11 protein-coding genes are annotated in these 13237 nt (G+C 69.6%); 4 read left to right on the top strand and 7 right to left on the bottom strand.

The window, feature by feature from the left end; all coding sequences use genetic code 11:
* Nucleotides 1-25 precede the first annotated feature (25 nt).
* From UXQ13_RS10180 to UXQ13_RS10165, 4 genes are all read right to left on the bottom strand, one after another.
* Nucleotides 26-1147 carry a muconate/chloromuconate family cycloisomerase gene (locus UXQ13_RS10180; RefSeq protein ID WP_225235918.1) on the bottom strand — a complete coding sequence of 374 codons (1122 nt, stop codon included), beginning with the start codon at nt 1145-1147 and terminating at the stop codon, nt 26-28.
* A 70-nt stretch (nt 1148-1217) separates the two neighbouring features.
* Nucleotides 1218-2114 carry a dioxygenase family protein gene (locus tag UXQ13_RS10175; protein WP_225235917.1) on the bottom strand — a complete coding sequence of 299 codons (897 nt, stop codon included), beginning with the start codon at nt 2112-2114 and terminating at the stop codon, nt 1218-1220.
* Between the two features lie 84 nt (nt 2115-2198).
* Nucleotides 2199-3794, bottom strand: coding sequence for a 4-hydroxyphenylacetate 3-hydroxylase family protein (locus UXQ13_RS10170; protein ID WP_225235916.1), 1596 nt, complete (start codon nt 3792-3794; stop codon nt 2199-2201).
* Between the two features lie 128 nt (nt 3795-3922).
* Nucleotides 3923-4492 carry a flavin reductase family protein gene (locus UXQ13_RS10165; RefSeq protein ID WP_225235915.1) on the bottom strand — a complete coding sequence of 190 codons (570 nt, stop codon included), beginning with the start codon at nt 4490-4492 and terminating at the stop codon, nt 3923-3925.
* 45 nt (nt 4493-4537) lie between these two features.
* Between UXQ13_RS10165 and UXQ13_RS10160 the strand changes: the two genes are divergently transcribed.
* On the top strand, nt 4538-5470 hold the full coding sequence (locus UXQ13_RS10160) for an IclR family transcriptional regulator domain-containing protein (RefSeq protein ID WP_225235914.1): 933 nt from the start codon (nt 4538-4540) through the stop codon (nt 5468-5470).
* Between the two features lie 42 nt (nt 5471-5512).
* On the opposite strand, the gene UXQ13_RS10155 is transcribed toward UXQ13_RS10160, so the two are convergent.
* A complete protein-coding gene (locus UXQ13_RS10155; RefSeq protein ID WP_225235913.1) occupies nt 5513-6736 on the bottom strand; it encodes an acetyl-CoA C-acetyltransferase in 1224 nt (407 codons plus the stop codon).
* 368 nt (nt 6737-7104) lie between these two features.
* Here UXQ13_RS10155 and UXQ13_RS10150 point away from each other — a divergent pair, with 368 nt between their 5' ends.
* Together UXQ13_RS10150 and UXQ13_RS10145 are read left to right on the top strand one after the other, a co-directional pair.
* Nucleotides 7105-7953, top strand: coding sequence for an aldo/keto reductase (locus UXQ13_RS10150; protein ID WP_225235912.1), 849 nt, complete (start codon nt 7105-7107; stop codon nt 7951-7953).
* Nucleotides 7954-8284: 331 nt separating this feature from the next.
* Nucleotides 8285-8593, top strand: coding sequence for a putative quinol monooxygenase (locus tag UXQ13_RS10145; protein WP_163613160.1), 309 nt, complete (start codon nt 8285-8287; stop codon nt 8591-8593).
* A 989-nt stretch (nt 8594-9582) separates the two neighbouring features.
* Here the strand turns inward: UXQ13_RS10145 and UXQ13_RS10140 are convergent.
* The gene (locus tag UXQ13_RS10140; protein ID WP_225235911.1) at nt 9583-10725 is read right to left on the bottom strand and encodes a glutathione-independent formaldehyde dehydrogenase; all 1143 of its coding nucleotides are present in this window, start codon (nt 10723-10725) and stop codon (nt 9583-9585) included.
* A gap of 812 nt (nt 10726-11537) precedes the next feature.
* On the opposite strand from UXQ13_RS10140, the gene UXQ13_RS10135 reads away from it, so the two are divergent.
* Nucleotides 11538-12173: a GAF domain-containing protein gene (locus UXQ13_RS10135; protein ID WP_225235910.1), complete on the top strand. Its 636-nt coding sequence runs from the start codon at nt 11538-11540 to the stop codon at nt 12171-12173.
* Nucleotides 12174-12212: 39 nt separating this feature from the next.
* Here the strand turns inward: UXQ13_RS10135 and UXQ13_RS10130 are convergent, their stop codons facing one another.
* Nucleotides 12213-13028: a GAF and ANTAR domain-containing protein gene (locus UXQ13_RS10130; protein WP_225235909.1), complete on the bottom strand. Its 816-nt coding sequence runs from the start codon at nt 13026-13028 to the stop codon at nt 12213-12215.
* Between the last annotated feature and the right edge of the window lie 209 nt (nt 13029-13237).

Here is a 13237-nt window from a genome sequence, read left to right as displayed (position 1 = left end):
TCCTGGGCGTCGGTCGGCTGGAGGGTCACGCCCGGGTGAACCGGGCGACCGCAGCGGGGTCGAGGTCCACGCCGAGTCCGGGGCCTTCGGGTAGGTGCAGCTGCCCGTCGCTGTAGCGCAGCGGTTCGGTGAGCAGCCCTTCGCTCATCAGCAGCGGGCCGAACAGCTCGCTGCCGGCGGTGACCGCGGGGGACGCGCAGGCCAGGTGCAGGGAGGCGGTGGTGCCGATTGGGCCCTCGATGGAGGTTCCGCCGTGGCAGGGCACACCGGCGGCGGCGGCGATCGAGGCGATGGCTGCGGTGCGTCGCAGGCCACCGGACTTGGTGGTCTTCAGGCTGAACACGTCGGCCGCTCGGTGCTTGACCAGGCGGAGCGCGTCGCCGGGGGTCCGCAGGCTCTCATCAGCCATGACGGGGATGGGCAGGGCGGCGTTGATCTCGGCGAGCCACTCGAACTCCGGGCCTGGCACCGGCTGCTCGATCAGCTCGACGCCGGCGTCGGCGAGGTGGGGTAGCCATCGTAGGGAGGTCTGCAGATCCCAGCGGGCGTTGATGTCGACCCGCACGCCGGCGCTGCCGCGCAGCTTCTCGGTGACTTCGACGATGCGGGCGACGTCTTGGGCAGGTTCCTGAGCGCCCATCTTCAGCTTGAAGGAGGTGTGCAGGCCGGCGTCGAGCTTGGCCTGGGCTTCGGCGATGACTTCGCTGGCCGACTCGGTGCCCAACGCCCAGGTGACCGGGATGGCGGTGCGGGCCAGTCCGCCCAGCAGGGTGTGGACGGGGACGCCCAACGCCCGACCCCATGCGTCGTGTAGTGCGACCTCGACAGCTGCTTTGGCGTAGAGGTTGTTGGCCACCACGTCGTCCATGGCCTGGTAGATCCCGGCAATGTCATCGACTCGTCGGCCGATCAGCTGAGGGATGAGGTAGTTCTCGATGATGACCTGCATGGTCTCCACCGACTCCCCGCCCCACCAGGGACCGCCGGGGACGACACCCTCACCGACGCCGCTGGCGCCGCCAGCAGTGCGGATGGTGACCAGCAGCAGGGGCTGGGCGGTCATGCCGGTGCGCGCGAAGCGGTGCGGGCGCACGAGGGGCACGTCCAGGATGGCGGTCTCGACGCGGTCGATGGTCAGGTCGTGCATGAAGGGTCTCCTCAGCGCTGGCGCGGGGCACCCGGCCGGCCGGCCGGGTGCCCCGCAGATCTTTCGAGGGTCAGTTGCGCTCGAGCACGAAGTCGTAGGTGACCTGGCGGGTGCCGTCACCGACGTCGGTGGGGTCCAGGATCAGCTCGGGCTTGGTGGCCTCGGCGACGTCGGAGTCCAGGTACTCCCCGCCGGCGAAGTACAGCTGGGTGGTCACCGTGCGGTGGCCCTCGGCGCTGACAAGCAGGTGGAGGTGGGCCGGGCGCCAGGGGTGCCAGCCGGCGGCGGAGATCAGCGCGCCGGTGGGGCCGTCGGTGGGCACCTGGTAGGGGGCGGGCTGGATGGTGGAGATCTCGAAGACGCCCCTGTCGTCGGTGGTGACCACGCCCCGCAGGTTGCCGCTGGGGATGTCGGGGGCGAACCCGGAGTAGTAGCCCTTCTCGTCGGCCTGCCAGATGTCGAGGACAGCGTGGGGGACCGGCGTCCCGTCGGTGTCGGTGACCTGCCCGCGGAACAGCAGTGGGGTGCCCTGCTCGTCCGGGCGGGCCGGCAGCGTGGCCGGGGAGGTCAGCTGCACCTGCTCGGGCAGGTAGTAGGGCCCAAGGATCGTGCCCTTGGTACCGGTCTGGGTGCGGGAGGCGACCTCCTCAACGGCATGTTCGACGAACACGTCGAGGAACAGCGGCCATTCTCCGCCGTCACCGACATCCATCAGCCACTTCTTGGCGGTCTGGAACTCCGGGTAGGTCACCTCGTGGTCGAGGATCACCTGGTGCACTGCTCCCAGCAGAGCGCGGGCAAGGGCATCGACCCGGGCAGCGTTGGTGACGGCACCGGCGCCGGAGTACTGGCTGGTGGAGCGGAAGGAGGCGCTGGCCGAGGCGCCGGAGTCCGAGGCGGTGGGCGAGGTGGCGGCGGCGCTCTGGTCGAGGGCCGACTGCTCGACGGCGTTGTCGGTGGTAGTCATTGCAGGCTCCAGTCGGGAGTGGTGGGGGGTGATCACCCGGGTGCTTGTGGCGCTGTGGTTCTGGCGGAAGTGCCGAGCTGTGGGTCAGTTGCGGCGGTTCCTGAAGTAGGAGACGTCGTCGTTGCCGATCAGGTCCGGCACGGTCCAGCCGTCCAGGTCGTACTCGTTGAGGCAGGCCTCGGCCAGGCCCTTCATGGCCCCGGTGGTGCCCTGGGCCTCGGCGGCGAAGAGCAGCTCGGCCTTCACGTTCTCGTGGTTGCCCGAGTAGTTGCGCTCGTAGAGCTCGTGGCGGCCACCGAACTCGCTGCCCACGGCATCCCACAGGGCCTTCATGACCTTGACCCGGTCCACGGCGTCGTAGCCGTTGGAGCCCCGGACGTACTTGTCCAGGTAGGGCCGGATCTCGGGGGTCTTGAAGTCCATCGAGTGGGAGTTCAGGTAGATGAGCCCACTGGCGACGTCGGACTCGATGATCTCCTTGATCCGGGGATAGGCCTGAATCATGAGCATCCGGTAGGTCAACCCGTAGTCCAGCTTGGGGAGCAGGGCCCCGTTCTCCCAGCTGTCGGGGTTGCGGGCCATGGCGTCGGCCAGGGCGTAGAAGGTGTTACGCCAGCCGATGACTTCCCCGACCCGGGTTTGCACCCCGCGGAAGTCCTTGCTGCCGGTGATCTCCAGGGCTTTGAGCAGCAACCCCGCGATGAAGTCGATCTTGGTGGCCAGGCGGATGCAGCCGTGGAAGGTAAACCGGGGGATGAACCCGGAGACGGGGAAGAAGCCGTTGATCTTCTCGACATCGCCGTAGAGGAAGACGTTCTCCCAAGGTACGAGGACCTTGTCGAAGATGAAGATCGTGTCGTTCTCGTCCATGCGGGAGGACAGCGGGTAGTCGAAGGGGCTGCCCATGACCGCGGCCTGCTGGGTGTAGGAGGTGCGGCAGATCAGCTTCACGCCCGGTGCGTCCATCGGCACCGTGCAGATGACGGCGAACTCCTTCTTCTTGATCGGGAGTCCGTAGTGGGCGATGAAGTTGTAGTTGGTGATCGCCGAGCCGGTGGCCACGACCTTGGCGCCGGAGACGATGAGGCCGGCGTCGGTCTCCTTCTCCACGCGCATGAACACGTCGCCGACCTCGTCGGGGGACATGTTGCGGTCCACCGGGGGGTTGATGATGGCGTGGTTCCAGTAGAGGACCTTCTCCTGGGACTCCTTGTACCAGCGCTTCGCGTTGTCCTCGAAGGGTGCGTAGAACTCGCTGTTGGCACCCAGGGTGCCCAGGAAGCTGGCCTTGTAGTCGGGGCTGCGGCCCATCCACCCGTAGCTCATCCGGGCCCAGCCCTCGATGGCGTCACGGTCGGCGAGCAGGTCCTCCACCGAGTGCGGGCTGCGGAAGAAGGGGTGGGTGACCCCACCGTTGCCGGTGTCGGTGGGGACGGTGAGCTTCTGGTTTTGCGTCGGGTCGTGCAGGGCGTCGTAGAGCCGGGCGGTCATCCGCACCGGGTTGCGGAACGCGGGGTGGGTGGTGACGTCCTTGACCCGCTCGCCGTAGATCCACACCTCGCGGTCGTCCTTGAGGCTCTCGATGTATTCGTCACCGGTCATCGGGCGGGTGGCGGTGGGCTTGTCGAGATCGATGGCGCCCGTGGTCGGGGCGATCGGGCGGTCTTCCTGCAGCGTCACGAGGAAACCCTTCTTCGTCGGTGGAGACGGGTGTTCGGTCTTTCGGTGGGGTGGTGCTCGTGCTGAGCGCCTCCGGTCGGGGACCGGTCGCGCCTCGTTCCCGGTGGCCAGCCGTTGCGGCTGGCAGATCAGGAGGCGACTCGGTCGCGGTGCGCCGGGAGGGCGGTGAAGGTGGTGGCCGCGTCGAACCAGCCACTCTCGGGAGAGTCGAGGGAGGCGCCCCAGTGCGCGCTGGGGCGGGGCTGGCCTAGCTCGCGGAACTTGCCGCCGAAGAACAGCAGCGGATCCCGGTCGCTGACGTCGATGTCGGTGACCTCGCCGATGACGATGAGGTGGTCGCCGCCGTCGTAGGTGCGCCACGGCTGGCAGGAGATGGTGGCCGCGTTGCCGAGCAGGACCGGGCTCGTCGGCCCCTGCGCCCATTCGGGTGCGGGGTCGGCCGGTCGGCCGGCGAAGTGCCAGGCCACGTCGACCTGGTCGGCGGACAGGACGTTGACCGCGAACGGCGCGCCCTCCAGGTAGGCGCATGCCTTCGACTGGCGGGTCAGCGTCACCTGGCACAGCGCCGGATTTAGGGACACCGCCGTGAAGGCGTTCACGGTGGCCCCGTGCGGGACGCCGTCGTCCTTGGCGCACGTCACGACGGTGACCCCGGTGGCGAACTTGCCGAACGCGTTCCGGACGACTCTGGGCCCCATTGCACACTCCCTTCCTCCGAACGCTGTGCGTACATATTGCACGCAGTGCGTCGTGAAGGGGAGTGTGCCGCCGGTCACGGCGGTCGTCAAGCACTTGCTGCTCACCACGTGGGAAAGACTGAGGGCATGGCGGCGAAGGACCCAGACGAACAGGCGACCGAAACGACGGGCGCAGCGGGATCGGACCGCGACTACGTCCAGTCGCTGGACCGCGGCCTGGCGCTGCTGTTGGCCATCGACGGGGAGCACCCCGACCCCACCCTGGCCGAGCTCGCCCAGCTGACCGGCTTCTCCCGCCCGGCGGTCCGCCGGTTCCTGATCACCCTCGAGCGGCTGGGCTACGTGCGAGCCCACGGCGGTCGGTTCTCCCTCACCCCTCGCGTCCTGTTGATCGGGCAGCACTACACCGAGTCCCACGCGCTCATCGGCGTCGCACAGCCCCACCTGCTCCAGCTGGCCGAGCGCACTGGGGAATCCGCGTCGTTGGCGGTCCTGGACGACGCCGAAGTGGTCTACGTCGCCCGGGTGCCCGTGCGGCGGATCATGAGCATCAACGTCCAGATCGGTACGCGGATCCCGGCGCACGCGACGTCGATGGGCCGGGTGCTGCTCGCGTGGTTACCTGCGGCCGTGGTCGACGACGTACTCACCCGGCGACCTCCAGTAGCCCTCACGGCGAACACGATCACCGACGGCATCGCCGTCCGGGACGCGCTGCACCTGGTCCGGGAGCAGGGGTGGTCCATCGTGAGCGAAGAACTGGAGCCCGGTCTGCTCTCAGCATCTGCCCCCGTGCGTGACCGCAGCGGCACCGTCGTGGCCGCGCTGGCCACATCGACCTCGACGGGGCGCTCGAACCCTGACGAGCTCCAGCGCGAGGTCATCCCACTCCTCTTGGAGACCGCGGGCCGGATCAGCAGCGAGCTCGGCTTCGGGCCAGCTCAAACTCGGTCGACCGCTTACGAGGGCTTCTACTGATCCGGGCCGCGACCAGGATTCGCTCGACCGCATCGCCCCCGGTCAGCTGACCCGCTCGAACACCGCGGCCAGGCCCTGGCCGCCGCCAATGCACATCGTCTCCAGGGCGTAGCGGCCCTCGCGGCGGCGCAGCTCGTGGGCCATGGTGGCCAGGATCCGGGCGCCGGTGGCCCCGACCGGGTGGCCCAGCGAGATGCCGGAGCCGTTGACGTTGACCCGCTCCCGGTCGGCCTCGGACAGCTCCCAGGCGGCCAGGCAGGCGAGCACCTGGCTGGCGAAGGCCTCGTTGAGCTCGATCAGGTCCATGTCGGCCAGGGGCAGGCCGGTGCGGGCCAGCGCGGCGGCGACGGCGGGCACGGGGCCGATGCCCATGGTCTCCGGGGCGACCCCGGCGACGGCCCAGCCGCGCAGCGACAGGAACGGGTCCCAGCCGCGCCGGTCGGCCTCCTCGCGGGTGGTAACCAGGCACATCGCCGCGCCGTCGTTCTGCCCGGACGCGTTGCCGGCGGTGACCGTGGCGGTCGGGTCGGCCCGGCCCATCACCGGGCGCAGCGCGGCCAGGTCCTCCATCGTCGTCCCCGGTCGAGGGTGCTCGTCCTCGATCACGGTGCGGGCGGGCGCCTTGCGGGTGGCGGGCGCCTCGACCCCGACCACCTCGTCGGCGAACCGGCCCCCCGCCATCGCCGCGCCGGCCCGCTGCTGCGACCGCAGCGCCCACGCGTCCTGGGACAGCCGGTCGACGTCGTGCTCGCGACGGACGTTCTCCGCGGTCTCCAGCATCCCGCCGGGCACCGGGTGGTGGATACCGCCGGCGGTCTCCCGGGCCCGGGCCAGCCGGTCGTGCAGCATCGTGCCGTCGCCGCGGACGCCGGTGCGCAGGCCCAGCGCGTAGTGCTCGACCTGGCTCATCGACTCCACGCCGCCCGCGACCACGGTGGTCGCCGCGCCGGTGGCCACCTGCATGCAGGCGTAGAGCACCGCCTGCAGGCCCGAGCCGCAGCGCCGGTCGACCTGCAGCCCGGGAACCCCGGTGCCCAGCCCGGCATCCAGCGCCGCGATGCGGCCGATCGCGGGCGCCTCGCCGTTGGGGTAGCACTGCCCGAGCACGACGTCGTCCACATCGCCCTCGCCGAGCCCATTGCGCGCGGCGAGCTCGCGCAGCACGGTGGCCGCGAGCGAGGCGGCGGTCAGCCCGGCGAAGACACCGCCGAAGCGGCCGACCGGGGTGCGCAGCGGAGAGCAGATGACGACGTCGTCGAGACTCATGACCGGAGATGGTGCGCTACGGCTGTTGTGTGGCTGCGGTCAGCCGGGGTCTGCAGCCCAAGGTTGGCCCGGCCCAAGCGGGTCCGCTGACCAACATCAGCGTGCTGCCGCGATCCTTAAACCCCCGTATGCGTTCCTACAAAATTTGGCTCACAACGTGGTCCGAAACCAGCGCCTACTGCTTTGTGCCGCCCGGGGTCGGATTGCTTCCGCATCTATGGTTACCCGATACACGAGGCGTTAAAGACGAACATTCGGGGCCTCGTCACGCCCCTGGGGTCCGACGTGCGACCACGGCCCGAACAGGCATCGCTCGGCACATACGGACCCTTGCGTCTTCCGCTGCCCCCATCCTGAGGAGCTCCACGATGAGCGCACCCACCATCCGCACCGTGACCCTGCCCGATGGGGCATCAGTCCCGGCACTTGGCCTGGGCACTTGGTACATGGGTGAGCAGTCCGCCACGCGGGCCACCGAGGTGGCCGCATTGCGCACGGGCATGGACTGCGGCTTGACGCTGATCGACACCGACGAGATGTACGGCGACGGCGCCGCCGAGGAACTCGTCGGCAAGGCCATCGCGGGGCGGCGGGACAGTGTCTACCTCGTCGGCAAGGTGCTACCCAGCCACGCCACCCGACGAGGGACAGTGGAGGCATGCCAGGCCAGCTTGCGGCGATTGGGCACCGATCACCTCGACATGTACCTGCTGCACTGGCGCGGGCGAGTGCCGCTGGCCGAGACGGTGGCGGGGTTCGAGGACCTGGTGCAGGCCGGGTTGATCAGGGGTTGGGGTGTCAGCAACTTCGACGTCAGAGACCTCGACGAGGTGGCCTCGGTGCCGGGCGGGGAGCGCGTGCAAACCGATCAGGTGCTCTACAACCTCAACCGCCGCGGACTCGAGTACGACCTCCTCCCGAGATGCCGCCAGGCCGGCGTGCCCCTGATGGCCTACTCCCCGGTCGATCATGGTCGGCTGCTCGGGAACCCCGCGGTCCGCGACATGGCCAGCGCCAAGGGGGCGACTGCGGCCCAGCTGGCCCTCGCCTGGGTGCTGCGACTCCCCCAGGTGTTCGCTGTCGTGAAAGCCTCCTCTCCCGCGCGGGTGACGGAGAACCGCGCCGCCATGGAGATCAGCTTCAGCACCGCAGAGTTGGAAGAACTCGACCGGATGTTCCCACCGCCATCGAGCAAGGTGCCGCTCGAGATGCTCTGATGGCTGCCAGTTCCAGTCATCAGGCCTCGGAGGTTGAGGCCTCGGAGGTTGAGGCCTCGGCGGTTGAGGCCGTCGACTCGGCCCTCCCGACCACCAGCTCGAGACCAGGGCCACCTGCAGAGACGGTCGTCACGGTGGCAAATGGTCACTGGAGCGAGCGTCCTCGCCGACATCGACGAATCCCCAGATGGACGCCGTGGGGATCGGCATGACAGTGTCGAATGGACCGGCACGCTGGACAAGAGAAGTCGGCCCGAATGTTGGTCCATCCTCCGCCCTAGCGGCGTTTCGGTCATCGTGACAACGCGAACCACCGAAGGAGAAACCCGAGATGGCGACACAAGTCAGCAAAGCCCTTCTGGTGCGCCTTGAGGCGCTGCCTGGCAGGGAGGACGACGTCCGCGCTTTCTTGAACCAGGGGCTGTCGATCGTCGAGGGGGAACCCGCGACCGTCAGGTGGTTCGGCATCCAGTTCGGACCCTCCTCGTTCGGGATCTTTGACGCCTTCCCCGACGACGACGGGCGCCAGGCGCACCTGTCGGGGGCGGTAGCACAGGCGCTCGGCGAGAACACGGGTGTGCTCTTCGAGGCACCCGTGATCGAGCAGCTCGACGTCGTCGCCGAGAAGCAGCCCGCATAGAACAGGCGGCGCCCGCGGTGGGTTCGCCCGCCGCGGGCGGCTCGCGGATGTCTCAGCGCCTGCCGACAACGTCCCACCGCGGCGCGCTGCCATGGGCGACCGCGAAGGCAAGAACCGAAGTCTTCACTCCTACCGCGTCGATCACGACTGCGGGTTCTGAGCAGCGCCGAGCTCAGCATCCGGACGTCGACCACGGAGACGACGCAGTTGCATCCGCTCTGCTGGGCACTTGGCCGAGGTCGCCGCCACGGTCGCATGTCGATTCCCGCCACCAGCAGGCTTCGCCAGGGGCGTGGTCCTGCTTGTGGAGGGCGGACGCACCACCACAGGTACCCCCGAAGCTAGTGAATGCCCTCGCAGTCAGGACGAGGGACGCCTGCTGAGCGATCGAGCTGAGGGACCACGCGGTTGGCGGTTGCTGGCCAGGGCTCAGGCACTCCTGGGGTTGCGGCGATCGCAGCAACCCTTGGTCACACCTCTTGTGCGGGACCCGGACCAGCTTCAGCGGGTGTCTTACCTGAGCGACACGGGCGGGGTAGGGCCGGTGGTCCCGGGACAGTCACTGAGTCAGGCGATACGGGTCCGGTAGACGAACCCGGCCGGGAACACCGCGAGGAAGATCAGGTGCCCCTCGTGCGCCGTCCCTTGAGACCCTGGCATCGGCCGGTGCGGCAACCCTGCCCGCCGCTCTGACGATCGAGTACGGCGCCGCCCGCAGCGGCGGAGTCCACCCCGGCGACTTCGTGCTGCTGACTGCGCCCCCGCCAGCATCGCCTTGGTGGGCCTGCATTGCGGCACAGTCTGACGACCACCAAGCGCTCAGGTGTCAGTTGACACGACCTTGTGCAACCGCCGGGGGGGGGTGTGGACCCCGGCGGCTTGCTAGCAGCCGTACCCACCAGGGGTGGCGGATGAGCTCCATCGGCTCACACTGGCGGACGGCAACCAGGCGTCGGGTCCTTGTTCGACCCGACGCCCGGTCGGCGGTCTCAGCCCTTCGTGGGGTTGAGGACGACCTTCGTCCAGCCCTGGTCGCGGGCGTCGAAGTGCCGGTAGGCCTCGGGCGCCTCGTCCAGACCCAGGTTGTGGCTGACCAGGCGGGCCGGGGTGGCCTTGCCCTGGTGGATGAGCCGGGCCAGCGCGCGGTTGTAGTTCTTCACGTTGGCCTGGCCGTTGCCGATCGTCTGGCCCTTGAACCAGAACGTGCCGTAGTCGAAGGCCAGCTGGCCCTTCTTGGCGAGCTCGTCGGAGGCGCCCGGGTCCTCGGGCAGGAACAGGCCGACCACGCCGATGGTGCCGGTGGCCTTCACGACCTCGACCAGGCCGTTCATCGTCATGTTGGGCTGCTCGACGCCCTGGCTGTCGTGTGCCTGGTAGCCGATCGCCTCCACGCCGCGGTCGGTGCCGCGGCCCTTCGTGGCGTCCTTGATCTGCTCGATCGGGTCGCCCGTGCTCGAGTTGATCCCGATCGCGCCGAACTCCTCGGCCAGCGCGAGACGCTCGGCCAGGTGGTCGATCACGTAGACCTCGCTGGCGCCCTGGAGCACCGCTGAGTAGCCGGCCATCAGGCCGACCGGGCCACCGCCGTAGACGGTGACCGAGTCACCGGGAGCGACCTTGGCCAGCCGGGTGCCGTGCCAGCCGGTGGGGAAGATGTCGGCGAGCATGACGTAGTCGTTCTCCTTCTCCACGCTGTCCTCGGGGAGCTGGAGGGCGTTGAAGTCGGCGAAGGGGACGCGCAGGTACTCGGCCTGGCCACCGCTGTACCCGCCCATGCCGGCGAACCCGTAGGCGCCGCCGGCGACGCCGGGGTTCACGGTGAGGCAGAAGCCGGTGCGACCCTGCTCGCAGTTCTCGCAGAAGCCGCAACCGATGTTGAACGGCAGCACGACGCGGTCGCCGACGCTGAGCTTGGTCACGCCTGCCCCGACCTCGACGACCTCGCCGAGGTTCTCGTGGCCGATGACCATGCCGGTCTCCAGGTCGGTGCGGCCCTCGTACATGTGCAGGTCGGAGCCGCAGATGTTGGTCGCCGTGACCCGGATGACGGCGTCGGTGGGATGCTCGACCTTTGCGTCGGGGACCTGCTGGACCGAGACGTCGCGGGGGCCGTTGTAGACGAGTGCACGCATGGGGGTACCTCCAGGGATTGATCGCGGGACGCGTGAGCACGGCCGATGCTCGACCGCTGTGGCTCCCGGCGCTCCTCGCGCTCCCCTGGCCTGCCCGGTGCCCGGGGGGTTCAACCATCTCTGGGCGGCGCACCACCATCCGTCCGGTCCCCAGGCTGCATTCGACGCCGTTTAAACCCCTTTCGTCAGCTCCGCGGAAGCCACCAAACTGGTCCCGCACACTCGGACCGACCAGGTCGGCATAGCTCGAAAACCCCGGTATGTGGGCCTACCGAATCCGGCCCACAACCGTGTCCAGAACCCGAGGCTCTATCGACCTAGTTGCCACAAGGTGATGCCCACAGTTGCTACCTGCGCGTCGCGTGTTTGTGCTGGACCGACCGACCGACCGACCGACCGACCGACCGACCGACCGACCGACCGACCGACCGACCGGCGCCGGCGGGTACGGGCTGTAGGTGATCACCGAGCTGACCACTGCCCACGGGGTGCACTACGAGGGCCCCACCAAGACGGTGTGGGCCACCATCGCCAAACCCTGACCCTGCGCCGGAACCGCGCCGGGACCGCAGCACCAGCCGGAGCCCTGCGGCGTAGGCCGCACCAGGGTTGCCGCCGCGTCCGGGTGGGAACAGGTGATCCCCAGTGAACCGGCCGACCCTCCAGACCGCCTGGAGATCACCGCTCGGGGAATGGGTGGTATGCCGGTGTTGGGTGCGTTCGGTGCTGCGTTGGCGGCGTCGGCGGAGCAATGGCCCGAGGTGGCGCTGCTACCGCAGCGGCTGGCCGGTGCGTGTGCGCAGGTGCTGCCGGTGACCGGGGCAGGGATGAGCCTGTACTTCGCGCCGGGCCGCCGGTTGCCGTTGGGGGCCAGCGACGAGATGGCGGGGACGGCGGAGCGGCTGCAGTTCACCGTGGGGGAGGGCCCGTGCCTGGCTGCGCACGCCGAGCAGCGGCCGGTGGTGGCCGATGAGGCCGAGCTGGCCGCGCGGTGGCCGGCGTTCACCGCGGAGTTGGTGGCCCAGACCCCCATCCGCGGGGTGATCGCGCTGCCGCTGAGCGATGGTCTGGCCAGCGTCGGTGTGTTGGACCTGTACCTGGCCGCACCGAACCAGGTGGGGGACTTGTCGCTGGTCGACGCGTTGGTGGTGAGCGGGGAGGTCACCCGGGTGTTCCAGCTGGGCGCCAGCAGCGAGCACATCAGCCCGACGCGAGGGGGACCCTCGGGGCCGGCGTGGCTGGAGGCGCCACCGGCGCGGCAGCGGGCCCGGGTGTGGCAGGCGATGGGCATGGTGAACGCCGGGCTGAACATCGACAGCGTGGACGCCTTGGCGGTGCTGCGGTCACACGCCTACAGCCACGACACCGACGTGGACACCATCGCCGACCTGGTTGTGGATGGCTTCCTGCCCGTCCAGGAGTTGGCCCCCGACCTGGGCGCCCCCTGACCCGAACCGGCCGACCGTCTGGCGTTGGCCGGTCGCCGGCTACGTCGAGGGGCCTGCTCGTCGTACGTGCGCGAGGACCTGGGCGGCGATCTCGCGCACCTTGGTGTTGGTGTGCTGGGACCGGGTGGACAGCACCTGGAACGCCTGATCGGCGTCGTAGCCGTGGATGCCCATCAGCACGCCCTTGGCCTGCTCGATGACGGCGCGGGAGGCCAACGCCAGCTGCAGGTTGGCGATCTCGGTGCGGGCGGTCTCCAGGTCGTGCATGTTGGCGATCACCGCGGCGGTCTGCCCGGCCGTGTGGGCTGCGGTGGCCGCCACGAGCGGGTCGTTGAACGCGCCGGCGGTGGCGGAGTACAGGTTGAGGGCGGCGCGGGCGGTACCCCCGACCGGGATCGGCACCGACAGGACGCTGCGCACCCCCTGACGTGCGGCGAGATTGGCGAAAGCGGGCCAGCGGGTGTCGGTGGCGGTGTCGGCGATGAGCACCGCGTGGCCGGTGTCGGCGGCCTCCAGGCACGGCCCGTAGCCCAGCCCGTACTGGCACTCGTCGAGCTCGAAGGCCGTCAGCCCGGTCCAGGCCGCCGTCGCTCGCCGGGGCCCGGTGGCCAAGGTGACCGAAGCTTCCTGAGCCGCGGGGATGGAGCCTTTGGCGTAGGCGGCGGCGCGGTGCAGCACCGAGGCCACCGACTCCGATGCCAGCAGCAACCGACCTAGGGGGTCCAGGCCCTCGGAGTCGAAGGACCCCAGCTGCGGGGAGGGGATCGCGCGGTCGGCGGCGCGGTGGGCTTCCTGGTCCATCGCGGCCGGGTCGCCGTCGTCGGGAGAACCGGGGGAGGGCGGCTTGGTGGACACAGAGCACGACCTGTCCTGACGCGTTGCCCGAGGAGCGGTCACGTCGAAGAGGGCCACAGCGGGGTGTGGCGGGTGCGCCCTGGGTTGGACGAGCGCCGCCGAAGCGACCTGCGCTGAACCCTAGCCCCGTGATCGGTTGCGTCCTGTTCGGCTGTGCGCCCCCTTTCCCGGATGATCTCCGCGGACTAGCGTGGATCTCGGCAGTCCAA

Source organism: Klenkia terrae, from assembly GCF_037083865.1.
Lineage (GTDB): Bacteria > Actinomycetota > Actinomycetes > Mycobacteriales > Geodermatophilaceae > Klenkia > Klenkia terrae.
This window is presented reverse-complemented; position numbering and strand designations above follow the sequence as displayed.